The organism is Paenibacillus sp. GM1FR, assembly GCF_002803315.1.
In the GTDB taxonomy this organism is placed as follows: domain Bacteria; phylum Bacillota; class Bacilli; order Paenibacillales; family Paenibacillaceae; genus Paenibacillus; species Paenibacillus amylolyticus.
The window spans coordinates 192177-210147 of record NZ_MKZL01000002.1; the positions used below are offsets into that span (position 1 = coordinate 192177).

General features: G+C 39.9%; 12 protein-coding genes and 1 rRNA gene. 10 read left to right on the plus strand and 3 right to left on the minus strand.

Features of this window, described 5'->3' with window-relative positions:
- Positions 1–544 precede the first annotated feature (544 nt).
- From PAEAM_RS01720 to PAEAM_RS01740, 6 genes are all read left to right on the plus strand, one after another.
- A complete protein-coding gene (locus PAEAM_RS01720) occupies positions 545–3700 on the plus strand; it encodes a serine/threonine-protein kinase (RefSeq protein WP_100526408.1) in 3156 nt (1051 codons plus the stop codon).
- A complete protein-coding gene (locus tag PAEAM_RS01725) occupies positions 3693–5423 on the plus strand; it encodes a hypothetical protein (protein ID WP_100526409.1) in 1731 nt (576 codons plus the stop codon). Before PAEAM_RS01720 ends, PAEAM_RS01725 begins: the two co-directional genes overlap by 8 nt.
- A 462-nt stretch (positions 5424–5885) precedes the next feature.
- The gene (locus PAEAM_RS32170) at positions 5886–7079 is read left to right on the plus strand and encodes a hypothetical protein (RefSeq protein ID WP_243391235.1); all 1194 of its coding nucleotides are present in this window, start codon (positions 5886–5888) and stop codon (positions 7077–7079) included.
- Positions 7049–8080: a S1C family serine protease gene (locus tag PAEAM_RS01730; RefSeq protein WP_243391236.1), complete on the plus strand. Its 1032-nt coding sequence runs from the start codon at positions 7049–7051 to the stop codon at positions 8078–8080. Before PAEAM_RS32170 ends, PAEAM_RS01730 begins: the two co-directional genes overlap by 31 nt.
- A 121-nt stretch (positions 8081–8201) precedes the next feature.
- A complete protein-coding gene (locus tag PAEAM_RS01735) occupies positions 8202–8801 on the plus strand; it encodes a TetR/AcrR family transcriptional regulator (RefSeq protein ID WP_100526422.1) in 600 nt (199 codons plus the stop codon).
- Between the two features lie 32 nt (positions 8802–8833).
- Positions 8834–10054 carry an MFS transporter gene (locus PAEAM_RS01740; RefSeq protein WP_100526411.1) on the plus strand — a complete coding sequence of 407 codons (1221 nt, stop codon included), beginning with the start codon at positions 8834–8836 and terminating at the stop codon, positions 10052–10054.
- A gap of 100 nt (positions 10055–10154) precedes the next feature.
- Here PAEAM_RS01740 and PAEAM_RS01745 read toward each other — a convergent pair whose 3' ends face one another.
- The 3 genes from PAEAM_RS01745 to licT all read right to left on the minus strand — a co-directional run bounded on the left by PAEAM_RS01745 (position 10155) and on the right by licT (position 14551).
- Complete coding sequence (locus PAEAM_RS01745) at positions 10155–11564, minus strand: glycoside hydrolase family 1 protein (RefSeq protein ID WP_100526412.1); 1410 nt, start codon at positions 11562–11564, stop codon at positions 10155–10157.
- A 42-nt stretch (positions 11565–11606) separates the two neighbouring features.
- On the minus strand, positions 11607–13505 hold the full coding sequence (locus PAEAM_RS01750; protein WP_100526413.1) for a beta-glucoside-specific PTS transporter subunit IIABC: 1899 nt from the start codon (positions 13503–13505) through the stop codon (positions 11607–11609).
- Positions 13506–13690: 185 nt separating this feature from the next.
- On the minus strand, positions 13691–14551 hold the full coding sequence (gene licT / locus PAEAM_RS01755; RefSeq protein WP_100526414.1) for a BglG family transcription antiterminator LicT: 861 nt from the start codon (positions 14549–14551) through the stop codon (positions 13691–13693).
- A gap of 312 nt (positions 14552–14863) precedes the next feature.
- Here licT and PAEAM_RS01760 point away from each other — a divergent pair, with 312 nt between their 5' ends.
- The 4 genes from PAEAM_RS01760 to PAEAM_RS01775 all read left to right on the plus strand — a co-directional run.
- The gene (locus PAEAM_RS01760; RefSeq protein WP_074093608.1) at positions 14864–15031 is read left to right on the plus strand and encodes a DUF3934 family protein; all 168 of its coding nucleotides are present in this window, start codon (positions 14864–14866) and stop codon (positions 15029–15031) included.
- Positions 15032–15196: 165 nt separating this feature from the next.
- Entirely contained in the window at positions 15197–15628 is a 432-nt protein-coding gene (locus tag PAEAM_RS01765; protein ID WP_036605963.1) for a MarR family winged helix-turn-helix transcriptional regulator, read from the plus strand.
- An 80-nt stretch (positions 15629–15708) separates the two neighbouring features.
- Positions 15709–16884: a YhgE/Pip domain-containing protein gene (locus PAEAM_RS01770; protein ID WP_100526415.1), complete on the plus strand. Its 1176-nt coding sequence runs from the start codon at positions 15709–15711 to the stop codon at positions 16882–16884.
- 700 nt (positions 16885–17584) lie between these two features.
- Positions 17585–17971 (plus strand): 16S ribosomal RNA (locus PAEAM_RS01775); the annotation flags it as partial.

A 17971-nucleotide genomic window follows, 5' to 3' on the forward strand; every position in this document is an offset into this window, starting at 1 on the left:
ACAATCATATGCAGGCTAGCGGTACGTAAACGTTAAACGTCTGCTGATTTATTCAGGAGAGCGTGTAGTCATAGGATTTTTCTCTAGAAAGCTGCCAAGGTATCATACTATTTACCTGTGACTCTAAAAATTTGTGATAATCCTTAAAGGTTTTGGCATTTTTTGAATGATAGGATTCCAATAAACCAGTACTTTGATCACAGTATAACGTTGACGGATGCCTTCCAATTTAGCGGAATCACTAGTGAGTTTTTGCCTTACTGGTGGGGGTTTCTGGCTGTAAGTTCTAAATTATGCTAAAATGTATGTAGTACATAATGAGTTATATTTATGTAAATGTTTCATGTGAAATTAGTGTTTATTTCTATTTATTCGAATTATGTGTAGCGCTATATATTATAATCTGCCATCCTTAGCTACTGTTAATAATCACTAGAATAAATAGCCCAATTTCATGAGTCCAAGAATAATTAATTCAGATCGCCGGATGTTTATTTTGTTAATTAATTTAAAGTAATAATATGAGGTTGAGGTGAGAGTACAAATGACGATTATAGATGGTAAATATGTTCTAAAAAAAGAACTATATTCAGGTCCACAAAGTCAGGTTTTTAATGGACATCATATTAAAAATGAGAATTCAACTGTAACAATCAAATTGCTGAATAATAATTTTCCTTCTGAAAATAGAGATGTTGAAGAAATATTCAAGAGGGATTCAAAAGCTCTTTCTTTATTGAATAATTCTAATATTATTGAATACAAGGACTCAGGATTAGACGATAATGTTTTTTACATTGTAATGGAACATTTTCAGGGTCTGAACTTATATGAATATATAAGTTCAAAACCTAGCCTAACTTATTATGAAAAACTCACTATAATGATGAAAATATCGAATGGGATTCAAGCAGCTCATGATAAAAGAATCATTCATAGAGATATTAAACCTACCAATATACTAATAAATGTGCATCAAGATATTAAGATAATTGATTTTGGGGTAAGTAAAATTCTAGATTTCAATGCTTATCGTACAAACTATACTTTGAAAGACTATATCACTAAGCGTTATGCATCCCCTGAGCATCAATTAGGAAAAGAAGTGGATTTAAGAACTGATATTTATTCTTTAGGATGTGTTCTATTTTACTTACTTACTGAACAGGAACCCCCTGAGGATAAAGATTCATTCGAGAATGAAATTGATAAAGCTAATTTAAGTGACTTCATGAAAGTAATTTTGCTCAAGTTGATAAAAATTAATAAAACTGAAAGATATGCCAGTATTCTTTTATTTATAAGGGACTTAGAAGAAGAATCTGAAAGAGAAACTTATAAATCAGGAGTATTGAAAGTCCTTGTTCCTAAAATGATTTGTATTGAACTTGAAAAGATAGGTAAAATATCAAATACTAATTTTCGAAATGTAAAGTCTTACATAGAGAACAGTTTAAGTGATCCTTACATTTATAAAAATATTAATAGCAAATATTATCTGATTGGTGACGAAGTTAAATATCAAATTATCCCTGAATTAAATAAAGGATATTTTAAAATTATCAAGGTATTTGGTATCAATAGTTATGCTGATAATGAGGTGGAAAAACAAAAAGGGATTGAACTATCTCTGAATGTAGATGTTACATCGATTACACCAAACAATATACAAGCAAAAAAAGAATTAGAATCATTATTAAATGCAATTAATTTGAAATTAGCAAATTTCAAAAAAAATAAAGAGAGATCTTATGCAACAAATAAACTCATAAGCGATTGGGAAAATATTATCAAAGAAATCTCAAAAATTAATATTCAACGTTCACAAATAGGAAGCTATCGCAAATTAGATTATGATGAAACAAAGAATTATTTAATAGTAACTATGGAAAGTGGATTTGAGCCATCTTATATTCAAGATGGTGATTATCTTAAACTTAGACTGACGAGTGACAAACAAATTAGTGTGGGCGAAATAAAAGAAGTAAAGGATAACACAATTTTCGTTGCATTAAAGACTCATATTGATGAGTCACAACTAAGTCAGCGAGGAGAAGCTCGAATTGATTTATCAAAGGATACTGAAAATATAAAAAGATTTGATTTTGCATTAAGAAAATTGAGGTATGGTGCAGCAGTAAATAAAGATCTTCTTGATATTTTAATTGATCCTTCGATTTTGACTGTGAAAAAGGTAGACCTCACTTTGGATTTCGTCAATCAGCAGCTTGATAGTTCTAATCAAAATGCTGTTAAAGAGGCAATGAAAACAAATGATATTTTCTTGATTCAAGGTCCGCCAGGTACCGGTAAATCGACAGTTATCACAGAGATAATTGATCAAATATTTAAGGATGACAATAACTCTAAAGTTTTAATTACTTCTCCTTCACATGTTGCAGTAGATCACTTGTTGAAAAATATAGTTGAAAGGCATAAGACTAAAAAAATTATTAGAATCGGTACTAGTGATAAAATTTCAAAAGATTCAAGTAACTTACTAGCAAGTGAACAAATAAAAAAGTGGTCAGAAGAGGTCAAAAAAAATAGTGTTGAATTCTGTTATGATTACCTGACGAGAAAAAGTGATGATAAAGAGTTAGAAAAGTATATAAAATACAATTTATTAAAAGGTGAAGACACTGAGGAAAATGAGGTTAACCCTTTAGTACTATCATCGAAAAGAGACGCAACAATTGTAAGTATAATAAAAGATTGGACCAATCGTTTAGGATTAATAGATGAGTTTGATGATATATTTGCTATGGAAGCTTCTATTGTAGCGGCAACATGTGCAGGAATAGCATCACGTCATATTTTAAAAAGTCTTACTTATGATTGGGTTATTGTCGATGAAGCAGCGAGAGCAACTGCACCAGAGTTAATACTTCCGATGCTTTTGGGAAAAAAAATAATTCTAGTAGGTGATCATAAGCAACTACCGCCTATTGTGAATTTAGCATATGAGCAAGAATTGAGAATCGGATCTAATACTAAGAATTTAGATAAGAGTTTATTTGAAGAGATATTTAATAGATCTGCAGGAGAAGCGCAGGTAACATTAACCTCACAATTTCGTATGCATTCAACAATATCGAAATTAGTTAATAAGTGTTTTTATCCTTCATATGAAATTAAAAGTAAAGCCAGTGACTCTAAACGACAACATTATCTAGATCATGAGAACCAAATCATATGGCATGATACGTCATACTCAAAAAATAATTATGAAGAAAAGATAAATAAATCCTATAGAAATACACTCGAATCGACAATTATTTTAGATGAATTGGTAAAGTATAATGATATTTGCAATAAGAAAGAGATAGTTACAAGTGTAGCGGTAATTTCGGGTTATAGTGCTCAAAAGCAACTACTAATAAACAAAATCAATCCTGATAGTCCTAGGTGGACAAATCTTAAAATTCAGATTGACAATATTGATGCCTTTCAAGGTTCTGAGACTGATATTGTATTTTATAGTATTGTTCGTTCGAATGAAAATAATGATATTGGTTTTTTGAAAGACGAGAGGCGACTAAATGTTGCTTTATCAAGAGGAAAGAAACTATTATTTATCGTTGGTAATAAGGAAACTGCGTGTGACTATAGACAACAAGGCAATAGTTTTAATAAGATTGTTAGTTTCATAAAGGCAAATCCTAAAAACTGTACCATAAGGGGGGAGAACATTGAGTAAGCATCTAGTATCTACCACAATACAAAATGATTTTCCAGAATACAAAATACTAAGTATAGAAGAACGTGGTTTCCCATTCTTCAAAAAAGAAGTGATTTGTTTAACCACAATAAGTAAGGGCTTACCGATAGTTCTTGATTTTACCCTTAAACTATTGAACTTGAAGGTTGAACGTAATATAATTCCTGAATTGTTAGGGATTGATAAAGAATTGATAAACCATGCAATTTACGACTTGAATTCAAATGGTATGTTGAAATTAGAAAATCTTGAACTCACAGAAATAGGAAGAAAGTATATACAAAGTAACAGATATGAAGATATGAAGAGTATAAGCCTACCTATCTGTATAGATGGGTATACTGCTCAAACTTATAGAGATAGTAGTTATATTCCTGGTAAACAAGTAAAGGCAATGAACCTGAATACAGTAAAACCTTTAATTGATAAAAAGCAAAATGATATTAATGGACAAGTGATTAAAAATATACTAAATCAGCATCTTCAACAAGTATACGAAGAAATTTTTGATGGGGATCTTATAGAAATTGTCAAAGTTAATGATAAACCAACTGAATACAAAAAATTATGGATTGCAGTTCTAGAAACTTCTGAATTGCAATTAAGATATGTAGTATACGATAAGAATATTAAGTTAGATCGTATGGAAGCGTTAATTCATGATGGCGATGAAGCAGGAATAGCGTTTTATAAGTATATTTCTGAAGAATCACTAGATTTTTTAATTAAGGAAGGTGTACTCCCATCCAATGATCTTACTCTGTTTGATCAATATTTTGAAATAATGAATATTAATAACTTTGACAATGACTTTTCAACTATATATTTTTCAATTCCTTTTGTAGAAATCTATAGTATACATGATGAATGGATTAGTGCATTAGAGTCTTACCTAAAACGAAATTTAAGCGTTTCTTTGACTTTCACTGGATATTTCTATCCTTCTGAATATTATAAAAATCAGATTTTGAAAATTATCGCATTAGCAACAAAATTTAAAAAGAACTTAAAATTATGCCACTCTACTCATTACGAGTATGCATCCGTATTTTTTGGAGAGAGTAAGGGTTATGTTGATAAAATTTCAAAGTATAAATTGGATTTGAAAAATAGTTCCTATTGCATCAAACATGATATTCTAGAAATATCACATCGAATTTGTACTTTGCCCAATACAAATTTAGAACTGAAGAAATTTAAGAACAACGTTGATTTAATAAATTGTTTAGCTGAAATTATAAAGCGTGCTAAAGATCTTGATATTAAAATGGAAGAGATGTATGGACTAAATTGGTTGAAGGATGGTCAGATTCTTAATGAGAATGAATTAACTACTATAGAATTGTCCTCTAACTCAATGAGATTCAGTGATTTCACTAAAAAGCTCAATTCATCGTTTGTGGAGGTCGTCACAAAGGTAGGTAAAGAAATGGGCTTAAATAAATATTTTTTCAATGATTTTAAAAGATGTTATCCTGAATTATTTGATGCCCTGAACAGGTTAAGGGTTTACAGAAACTCAACGCAACATAATGATTTGGATAACTCCAATTTAGAAGCTTTCAAACTCTATATTGAAAAAGATTTAAATGGACAATTCCCTGAATTTACTGAAGGGGGTCATTTACATCTTCAAAAAGTTATCTTAGACGAAATACTAACAGCTATAAAGGATACAACTGCAAGACTGGACTCTATCTAGTGTATTAGGGCACTTAAAAAAATGCGAAACAGGTTAACCGTGTAGAAGTGGATAAAAGCCGATTGAAATTCTAAGCAAGACAGTCTGCCAAAACCTCCGTGGGGTAGGGAGGTAATGCAATTGCAATCAATGCCAACGAACTTGGCAATATCCGCGTAAGGGCAGGACAACAGTAATGAACGTATGAGGTGCCGTAATGGGCATCTCTTTTTTATTTTTATTGAGCAGGTAGAGGGAAAGATAAGGATCTTTATTTTCAGAGTATATGGTTCATTTTACCTTTTTACTATATGATAAATGTCGATTCACGTTGGCGATTTGAATCGAAGCATGCAACATGCTGAAGTATCAGAGAGTAAAGGTTACATATGTTTTTTAGATGGAGGGATCAGGGTGTATTGTCACGTATGTGGGACGAAAAACAGCCCGGGGGATAACACGTGCAGAAAGTGTAGCACCAAATTGAAAGAAACAGCACCAGCCGAATCACTATCCCGGCAACAACAACCTGCACCAAGGCAAGAAAGTGCCAATCAAGGTCGTACATTTAGCTGGATCATTCCCCTGCTATTGGCAGCGGTAATGGGTGCTCTGTTGACGTACTATTATAATCAGGAGAGCGGTATAAACGCAGAGGTAAAAGCGCTGCATCTGCAAGCAGAACAAGCTGCACTGGACGGAAAATACAAAGAGGCTTTGCAACTCCTGGATACGGCTCTCGCGAAACGTCCGAATGTAGATGCACTTATACAGGATCGCCAAATCACGGCGAAAGCGTTCAATCTGATGAATCAGTTGAACGAAGCTTCAACAAGTCTGAAAACAGGAAAATTGTCCGCAGGAGACAAGACTATTCAGGCTGTATCCAAAGCGTTGAAGGAACGAGAGGAGCCGGTTTTTGCCAAAGTCCGTGCCGCGTTAAGTAACAGAAAGGTCACGCTGGCTGTACTGAAGGTGAAAAAGGAGATTGATACTTTGACAACGGTTGAGGGTCTGGCAGAGAAACTCAAAACAGTATCAAACTTGAATGGCAAGGAAGCCGAAGCAGTAGAGAAGCAGATTGTAGATAAACTGACCGGGATTAGCTATAAACAGGCTGAGCAGCAAGTGAAGAAAAAGAATTTTACAGCGGCACTGCAAACCGTCGATCATGGGCTGTCTTATGCTCCGGAGGAAGTTAAACTGACAACGTATCGAGAAGAGATATTGCGTGAGAAGAAGGCATTTGAGAAAGCGGAAGAAGAACGTATCCTGTTAGCGGAACAACAAGCAGCTGAGGAAGAATTGAGAAATCGCACAGGAGCAGTAAGTGTTGTAGAGCTGACAGCGGAACTGGATATTTATGGTGATCTACATATTAGTGGGATGGTAACTAACAAGGGTACGCGCCCGATCTGGTCAATTGCACTGATAATCAATATTAATAGCACGGATGGTGATTATATTGGTGAGACAGATGCATATGTGTATCCAGTCACACTGGGTACCGGGGAGCAGGGGGAGTTAGAATGTCCAAAAGAACCTGGAGTACAATCCTATCCAGTGCAATCATTATCGGGGCTGGGGCAGGAGGCGTGTTATGGATACATCAGCACTCGGCTGATGAATTGGAGGTTGGTCCCAGATTGGCTGTCGTCACTGCAAAGGAGGTTGTAACCCCTCAAGCGAAGTCTGCCTCCAAGACAATCGTGAAGAAAACGCGTAAACAGATCATTGAAGAGAGTCAGAAAAAAGTGGTTACGATTGAGAGTAGCAGTGGATTGGGTTCCGGTTTTCTATACAATGAACAGGGAGATGTTGTGACTAACGCGCATGTCGTGGAGGGATCAAAGGAAGTGACCATCCGTACTTTGAATCATGAGGAATATAAAGGTACGGTTATCGGGATCGGGGAAGAAACGGATGTTGCTGTCATCAGAGTACCTGATTTGAAAGAAGTACAGCCGTTGCCCATTGCGAAGTCTAAAGCGGAAGTTGGAGATGAGATTCTGGCGCTTGGCAGCCCGTTAGGCTTCGAGAACACGGTAACAACGGGAATCATTAGCGGTGTCGAACGCAGTTTTGAGATTGCACCGTACATTTATACGAATATGTACCAAATCTCCGCGCCCATCACCAACGGTAATAGCGGTGGTCCATTGATTAATGCAGAGACGGGTGAAGTGCTTGGTATTAATTCAACTGGGGTAAAACAGGAAGCCGGATTGGGATTTAGCATCCCGATCACTAGTGTGTTGAAGCAGGTGCAGGCATGGTCCAACAATTCGTCCATCACAAAAGCTGTCCAAATGCTAGGTGAAGGTACTTCGAGGTTATCTGCTTCTTCTATTGAAGCCGAGTCATTGGTTACTGACTTCTATAGCTATCTGAACCTGAGTGACTATGTCGAATCCTATGCATTACTCGGAAGTGACTGGCAAAGCGGCACAACTTATGCCAAATTCCGTGAGGGGTATCTTAACACCGATTATGTGGTTATCGGGGAGGTCTCGTCTGAAGACAAGGGTAATGATGAGATAGAAGTCACCGCCGTCATTACAGCAGATGAACGCAGGGATGGCGAATATGTAACGGCGAAATATAAGGTTACGTATCAGGTTGGTTACGAGAATGGTCAACTGAAAATATTACATGGTCAAGGTAAAAAGATGAAATGAATCAGGTAAGGAGAGTTGGCATAATTGCCGATTCTCCTTTTTCATTGCTTATATTCAATGCATCTGTTAAAATACAGAACGAATGTTCAGTATGCATGGGACGGAGTGAAATGGAATGAATATGAATAAAAAACAACTTCAAACCGAGCAGACCAAGAAGAAACTTGCGGATGCTTCCAAAGCCCTTTTTGTACAAAAAGGCTATAAAGCAACGTCCATTGAGGATATTGTAGCTGCGACGGGCAGCAGCAAGGGCAATATATATTACCATTTTAAAAGTAAAGAAGGCCTGTTCCTCTATCTAATCGATGAGTGGGATCGGGAGTGGGAAGCGAGTTGGGCGGCCAAAGAGCATCTCTACCGCACCTCCACGGAGAAGATCTACGGCTTGGCGGAACAATTGATATTGGATGATATGAATCACCCTTTGACCAAAGCAGCCGATGAGTTCTTCACTGGGGAGAAGAAAGAAAATGATATCGAGGAGCGTATCTCCTTGATGTTTGAGCGGCATCTTCAATTTAACAAACAAATGATCGAACAAGGCATTGAGAGCGGTGAGTTCAAAGCAGACAATGTAGATAATCTTGCGCTCATATTGGAAAGTACCATTATTGGTCTTAGCCAGATGTCACGGGGTATGGAATCCGATCAGGCTCTCGCTCTATATCGTCAGGCCGCTAATGTATTCTTACACGGGATTGCAAAAGATAAAGATTAAGCAACATTTTGACAACTACGGAGGATGGAATCATGGCATTACTAACACGGAACAGGGGCGCATTGTTGCTGTTAATGTTTAATATTTTTCTCGTTTTTACAGGTATTGGTCTGGTTGTGCCGATCATGCCTGCGTATATGGATCTACTGCACATCACCGGATTCACGGTTGGTTTGTTGGTAGCCGCGTTCTCCTTCACCCAGTTTCTGTTCTCCCCACTTGCGGGTCGATGGTCGGATACATGGGGACGTAAAAAAATTATAGTCGGCGGTATGCTGATCTTTGCCGTATCCGAGTTTATGTTTGGTGCGGTCAATGCACCAGTGCTGCTCTTCGCAGCCCGGATGCTTGGTGGTATTGGAGCCGCGATGATCTTCCCTGCAGTTATGGCATACACCGCGGATATTACGACAGAGGAAGAACGCGGCAAAGGTATGGGCTTGATTAATGCAGCCATTACAACTGGGTTTATCATCGGTCCGGGAATTGGTGGGTACATTGCGGACTTTGGCATTCGAATTCCGTTCTACGCCGCTGGGGTTGCCGGTTTGCTGGCATCCATCATTACATTGATTATTTTGCCGGAATCTGCACGAAGCACAGGAGAACAAAGTAAACCGATCCCTGGCTTAACGAAGGTCAAAGCTCCGGGTATGGTATCCCAATTGCTGAATTCGTACCGTGAACCATACTTTTTCAGCTTGATCATCGTGTTTGTTATGGCATTTGGTTTGGCGAACTATGAGACGGTATTTTCACTGTTTGTGGATCATAAGTTTGGTTTCACGACGAAAGACATTGCATTTATTATTACATTTGGTTCCATCGCGGGTGCGGTTGTACAAGTATCCCTGATCGGTTGGTTGCTCAATCGGTTTGGTGAAAAGATGGTCATTTCGGTCTGTCTGTTGTTTGTAGCGGTATTTGTACTGTTGACCTTGTTTGTGCATACGTACTGGCTCATTCTTGTCGTAACATTTATCGTGTTCCTGGGTATGGACATTTTACGTCCGGCGATCAGTACACAGATGTCCAAACTGGCCCAAGAACAACAGGGCTTTGTGGCCGGACTGAACTCGGCGTATACCAGTTTGGGGAATATCGCAGGTCCAATCGTAGCTGGAGCATTGTTCGATGTGAATATTAACTATCCTTACGTTTCGGCAGCTGCCGTTCTGGCGATCTGTTTCCTGTTATCCCTACGGGTACTCAGAGGGGTCAAAACGGTGAAACAACCGAAGCCTGAAATGTAATTTTATAATTGGAAAATAAAGCTTCCATATCAATGCATCAACACCAAAAAAGTCGACTACACATGTTTCATGTGCAGTCGACTTTTTTAATAGTACGGTATTAACGGACTTCTCCATTCGTTTCAATTAGTTTTTGATACCAGTGGAAACTCTGTTTGCGGATACGTCTCAATTCCTTGATATCGAATTCCTCACGATCCACATAGATGAATCCATAACGTTTGCTTGACCCTTGATGTGTGCTGACCAGATCGATCGCAGACCAAGGGCAGAAGCCAAATACATCCACGCCGTCCGTAATCGCCAGTTGAATCTGTTCGATATGTTTATTGAAGAATTCAATACGATATGGATCGTTAACCACGTCGCCTTCCTCCAGTTTATCAAAGGCACCCAGACCATTTTCCGTAACAATCAATGGCAGGTGATAACGGGAGTAGATCTGGCGCAGGGTAGAGCGGAAGCCCACGGGATCAATTTCCCAGCCAAACTCCGTTTTTTGCAGATTGGGATTCACAGATCCTCTATATGCGCCCGGTTCACCTACGATTTCATGCTGGTCTCCTGTATGGGAGAAGTCATTACCATCGTTCAGGCTTTCACCAACCGTTTGGGAAGTATAATAGTTAAACGCAATAAAGTCAGGGTTTCCTTGAGCCAGGATGTCCATATCTCCGTCTTCAATGACAGGCGTATATCCTTTCTCTTCGAGATAACTCCAGGCAATATGGTTATAACGTCCATATACCGCCATATCGAGATAGAGCCAGTTACGAATGGCAGCATAGTTATCAGCCGCGAGTGTGTCTTCTGGTTTGGAACTCGCCGGGTAAATTACACCGATATTGGGAGCTGGGCCAATCTTGGCTTCAGGTAGCATTTCATGACACAGGACCATGGCTTTTGCTTGAGCAACCAGCATATGGTGATTTTGCTGATACAGTGTTTTTTGCGGATCAACAAGTGTTGTATCCAGTGTACCCAGAGAGCCAGGATGCAGGATTAGCATATTTTGTTCGTTGATGGTCAGCCAATATTTAACCCGATCTCCGTAGTTCTCATAAAGAGTCTTGGCATATTGTTCAAAAGCATCAATCGTTGCTCGCTTGGACCAGCCGCCTTTTTCTTCAAGCGCATAAGGAAGATCGAAATGATACATGGTCACAATGGGTTCAATACCGTATTTAATTAACTCATTAATGAGGGAATCGTAAAAGGCGAGGCCTTTCGGATTCACTTCACCTGCTCCTTGCGGATAGATGCGTGTCCATGCGATGGAGAAGCGGTAGGCTTTGAAGCCCATTTCGGCGAGCAACGCCACATCTTCTTTGTACATATGATAATGATCACTGGTTACCTTGAAGTCGGTTACGCCTTCCACATGATTCCCCATGTCGATGACAGAAGGGCCTTTACCATCTTCATTCCAGGCTCCCTCAATCTGATAGGCAGAGGTTGAACCTCCCCAGAAAAAATCTTTAGGAAATGGTTTCAGTTGAGTATGTTTCATGGTTAGTTCCTCCTAAATTGAATTCGTATAATATAAGTTGGGTCAGACTACGAGAGTCAGCAGGACATCATTTTTCTGTACCTGTTCCTGAGTTGTTTCGAACACATCCACTTCCTGCTGCGTTAGAGTGACAATGACAGGTGTTACGGTTTCGTATCCGGCTTCCTTGATCTTATCGATGTCAAACTGGATCAACAGATCGCCCTGTCTTACGATATCACCTTCCTGAACGACAGGAGAGAAGTGTTTTCCCTTTAGCGCTACTGTGTTGATGCCAACATGAATCAGGATTTCCGTTCCTGCGTTGGTTGTTAATCCAATGGCATGTCCTGTCGGGAAGAGGGAAGTGATAACACCGTCTACCGGAGCGACAACTTCACCAATCTCAGGGACAATCGCCAAACCTTTGCCCATAGCACCAGTTGAAAAGGCTGGGTCGTTAATTGTACTCAGTGCTACGGCTTTACCTGTGAGCGGGCTATAAATTTGTTCTTTCTTGATTTCTGTTGTTTTGGACTCAGGTACGACAGGAAGCTCTACCGGGGTACCTTCAGCCGATGTGTTGGAGACGGATTCGTTTTTAACGGAATCTGTATCTTTGGTTTTGCTTTCGTAACCAAACATTACGGTTAATACAGCGGCTACCGCAAAGGAGCAGGCAATCGCAATCACGTAGACAACCGTTGGTGTATAGACTGGAATGGCAAATATATTGTGGAACACATAAGCAGTCATTTTAACACCAAAGTGACCATTGATGGCACCGCCGATCGCACCTGCGATAACCACGATAGGAATCACGCGTTTATAACGCAGGATCAAACCGTATACGATTGGTTCAGTGACTCCTGCAAGTAAACCGGTAAGGCTGGTTGAGCCAGCAAGAGTGCGCAGGGTTTTGTTCTTTTTGGCTTTCAGGAAAATACCGAAGGCTACACCGATTTGTGCAAATACAGCTGCAGCAGCCATGGCTTCAATCGGATCGCCGCCAACCCCGATATTCTGTATCGTGATTGGAGTGAAGCCCCAGTGGAGTCCGAACACAACCATGAAGGTCATGAAACCACCCAGTACAACCCCTGATAATATACCGCTGACACCAATGAGCCAAGTTACGCCGGAAGAGATCCAGTCACCTACTGTGGTGCCAAATGGCCCAAAGGCCATTGCGGACAGAGGAACCATAATCATCAAAGCAATCATTGGTACAAGGAACAATTGCAGGTCTTTCAAAATGATTTTCTTGAGTAATTTATCGAGAACAGCGTAGATACTAATGGATATGAAGATTGGGAATACGCTGGCTGAATAATTCATCATGACAACCGGTATGCCCAGGAACGATACATCTGAACCCTTATCCATCAGCCCGGTGAAGCTCGGTTCCATCAGAGCGGCACCAATTACGCCAGCTACATAAGGATTGGCTTTCAGCTTCATACCCAGTGTAATCCCAAGGAAGATGGGCAAGAAATAAAATACAGCGTTGCCGGCAGCGGATAAAATTAAGTATGTGTCACTTGTATCCGACATCCATCCGAGCATGGTCAGGACAGTCAGCAAAGCTTTTAACATACCTGATCCTGCCATAGCTGGGATTAACGGCGAGAAACTTCCGGATATAATTTCAAAAACTTTGGATAATAGCGAGGTTTTTTCCCCTGAGGATTCAGCCGATGAGGAGGAATCTCCTCCGAAATCCCGGTTTTTCATAATCTCCGCATATACATGAGCCACGTTACTACCGATGACCACCTGGAACTGGCCGCCGCTTTCAACAACGGTAATAATACCATCGTGTTTTTCAAGCGTTTCGCGTGCGGCCTTTTTCGAATCTTTCAGGTCGAATCTCAGCCGGGTCGCACAGTGGACAAGACCGTTGATATTGGCTTCTCCGCCGACGAGACGAACGATGTCATCCCCCATTTTTTTATGATCCATGTTCATTCTCCTTTGTTGTTAAGATTGCCTGAAAACAAAAAAATACCTAAACGAATGGCTATGATCATCGGAAAGATGACCTGTTGCCAGTCATTTAGGTATCGCCTGCTTGAGCAGTAACAATCCTTGTCGTTAAGTTGTGAGACCTACTATATATGACGCCGAAATCGTTTGCAAGCTTTTTTTTATTCTGTATCGAGTAGCTCGTTACGAGAAGTGACACGTTGAATATGGATCGTCAAATACACCTTTTCATCAATGGACATGGCACTTTCAAACTTGTCTTCAAGGTACTGATTGATCCGCTGTGTGCACTGAAAAGCCTTGCTGTATTTGTCCTTCACCTGTTCATACAGAAAGTTGTCTCCTGAAGCAAATTGCTCCTGTTCATTACTCAACATTCTTTGCACAAAATATTGAAGATGGGTAATAAACCGTGAATAATTAAATGAATTCTCATCCAGGGCGATGTGGTAATGGTTGGTCACAATGTTGAAGATATCATCAATAACTTCAGTAATTTCAACGGTTTGTTTCATGCCTTGAGCATCTTGACGAGCGTTTACAAAATGCATCGCAATAAAGCTGGCCTCATGTTCATCCATTTGGATGCCGAATTGTTCCTGGATCAGCTCCACAGCGTTCATGCCAATCCCAAACTCCTTCTTGTAAAACTTCTTGATCTGCCACAAAAGGGAATTCTTCAGCCCGACGGATTTACGGTACCGGGTAATGGCAAACTGAATATGATCGATCAATGATATATAGATATTATCACTAAAAATATCGCCCATTTCCTTTTTGGCATGGCCCACAATTTCGTCCGCTAACTTCAAATATTCGACCGATGTTTCCCCAATCAGATCGATTAATTTTTGTGGTATTTTATCCGATTTCAGCACAAAGGTTTTTTCGATTTTATCCTCATCCACGGGCTGCCCGTTTTTCTTTTTGAAGCCAAGACCGTTGCCAATGACAACAAATTCGTGACCAACCTGGTTCTCAGCCCGGATGACATTGTTGTTAAAAATCTGACGGATGATCATATATGTGTTTCACCTCAATTGGTCGTAATAAAAACAAAAAACCCAAACTAAGGCTTAATAGACAGCCTTGGTTTGGGTATCGCCTGCTTACCAGTAACAATCCCGAAGAAGACGCAGCATCCTCTTTCAATTATGTCCACTATACCGCTTTCATAACAGAATAACAATACAATGATTTATGGAAATGGACGTAAAGACGTGGATTTTTGGTATAATAAGAAATGCTGGAAGTGAATTAGATGGGCTGGGTTGCATAATAAGTTACCGAGGACGGTCATTTTTAAGCATATACAGGATTATTGGAGTGATAACATGAGCAATGCAAAAGGAAAAGGCGGCACCGGCCGTGGTACAGGTAAAAAAGGCTGGAACCGTTGGCAAGCCGCTGCTAACCGGGCGAAAAGTGCACCGAAGCCTTATAAAAGTAAAGGCACTAAGAAGAAGGACGATACCGAAACTTCAAGTGGCAAGCCCGAGTAAGTATGGCTTGACGATGCCAGAGGAGAGAGCTGCCTGACTAACGGGTGGGTCTCTTTTTGCTTGAAAAGATAAAAAATTAAATTGACAGTAATGTAAATATGGTAATAATATAGAGCTTACGCAAATTATATGGTAGTGCTACTATATAGAGAAAGGAGCAACAGCATGCCTGTTAATATGGATGAAAATCCACTTGGACTGATTCTGTCACGGACGTATCTGGCATACAAAAAAACAACAACCAGAAATCTGAGTGAACAGGATATTACTCCGGAACAATTTGCAGTCTTGAATGAATTGAGCAAGGCTGGAAGTCATATATCACAGAAAAAACTGGCTGAATTAACAGTGCGGGACCAGACAACGGTAGGCAAAATTATAGACAAGTTGATTCGCAAAGGTCTGGTGACAAGAGAAGAAGATCCACAGGACCGCAGAGCGGTTTTGCTTTGTTTGACGGCGGAAGGACTGGAAATGAATAACGTTCTGACACCAAAGGCAAAACAGCAAGAGCAAGAGGCACTCGCCGAATGTTCTCCTGAAGAGCTTGAAGCATTCATGAATGTGATGAATCGTATCTATGAAAAGATGAAATAAATTTTTTTGAGCAATTATGTGCATGTGCATATATATGTAGTGCAATTATTTTGATTTTAACTAATGGGAGTCGTGAACGAATGAGAAGCTTCAAAGATTTTCTTAAAGTGCCACAGACAAAAATAGGATTGGTTTTTGCATTGATTGTTCCGCTGTTATTTGTTGTGATCTGGATGACGGGTTATCATCAAGCCACGGAGAGAGTGGATCAACTTCAAGTTGCTCTGGTGAACGAAGACGGGACACAGGGAACAGAGGTGCAGAAGCAGATTGAAACGCTCGCGCCTTTCCATGTCAATGTTCTGGGATCTGCCGAGGAAGCTGAGCAACAGATGAATGCAGGTAACTATGCGATGGTTATTATTATTCCGGAAGGATTCACTGACCAGATTGCAGGAGGCACAGAGGCAAGCTTGTCCTTTTATATCAATCAGGGAAATGCCGATGTAGCCAAATCCATTGTGGAACACGCGGCGACTGGAATGACTGCACAAATGGGACAAGGGATTCTGGAATCCAAGGTTCAAGTGACACTCAATAATAATAGTATAAACAGTGATGAACTGAGTGTAGCCATTGGACAAGCGATGGCAAAGATGAATGAAGGGCCTGTGAAGGCTGAAATTAATAAAACGAACAGCGTGAGTGATTTTGCAACATCAATGCTGCCCATGATTCTGGGTTTTATCACCTACATTGCTTCGATGACTATGAACATTCAGTTTAATATTACATCGAATATTATGAAACGTAACCACTCCAAATGGGAAATCTTCTGGGGACGGCAATTGCTGTTATTGTGTATAGCTGTGATCGTTCCTCTGATTGTGGATACAGTAGCTCTTCAGTTCACGGATGTTGCGAGCTCCTTCGGCGCTTTGTATCTGTATCATGTGCTGGTGAGTCTGGCTTGTATCTGTTTTACACAAATGAGTTTTGCCCTGTTTGGCAATGCAGGTCCTCTATTTAATGTAGCGATGGTTCCGCTCCAGTTGATGACAGCAGGAAATATAATTCCAGCCGAGATGCTGGCGCCATTCTACCGTTATATCGGAAACTTTCTGCCCGCTTCCAATGGGGTACAGGGATTTATGCGTTTGATCTATAGTGGAGAAGCAGTTGGGGGATACATGGTTCATCTTCTATTGATCTCGATTATTACGTGGGGAATTACATTGCTGCGAGTTGGAATGCAAAAAGCAGGTAATGGACAAATGACGATGACGCCTCCAGCATCAGCACAGGCACAACATTAAGAGCTTCCTTCTATATATAATGTAATAACACACAAGAAAGTGGTTCACGTATAGTTATATGCGTGCATCACTTTCTTTGTTTATCTTTTATAATACCTCTACTTATACTCGTGGTAACTTACAGTGCCCCCAGTAATCTTGCATGACCTTGATAAAAGGACAACCTAAATTGAGAATATTAATGAAGCTAAAATATAAGAGAAGAGATGTAGGCTAATAAGTTTAAAATCAATTAGACATGTATTGCGATGTATGAATGGAAAGAATGTCATTTAAGCTATAATAAACTTTACACTGGGATAGAGGAGAGCAACACAGTAAGAGTAGTTGATTTGTAGTAAATGAATTTTATTAAATTAAGTATTGTAATTAATATCTATACGTGATATATTATTAATCCGGCCAAGAAAACACGGTTTACACGGTGCGGCAAGCGATTGAAATAAGCTTCGAAAGAAACTTAAAAAAAGAGCTTGCAAAGTTGGTTCGGACATGATATTATATAAGAGTTGCTGAAGAGAACAACATTCGGTAACGAAACAAGTTTGATCTTTGAAAACTGAACAACGAGTGAGTAAACATTCTGCTTGCAGAATGAACGCGAAAGTTTGAGACAAGCCTTGGCTTGAATCGGCTGGAGCACAAATGAGATTTTTAATCTCGTCAGATTCAAAATGAGCTTATCGCTCTTTTCAATACTTTATTGGAGAGTTTGATCCTGGCTCAGGACGAACGCTGGCGGCATGCCTAATACATGCAAGTCGAGCGGACTTGAAGAGAAGCTTGCTTCTCTGATGGTTAGCGGCGGACGGGTGAGTAACACGTAGGCAACCTGCCCTCAAGTTTGGGACAACTACCGGAAACGGTAGCTAATACCGAATAATTGTTTTCTTCGCCTGAAGAAAACTGGAAAGACGGAGCAATCTGTCACTTGGGGATGGGCCTGCGGCGCATTAGCTGGTTGGTGAGGTAACGGCTCACCAAGGCGACGATGCGTAGCCGACCTGAGAGGGTGATCGGCCACACTGGGACTGAGACACGGCCCAGACTCCTACGGGAGGCAGCAGTAGGGAATCTTCCGCAATGG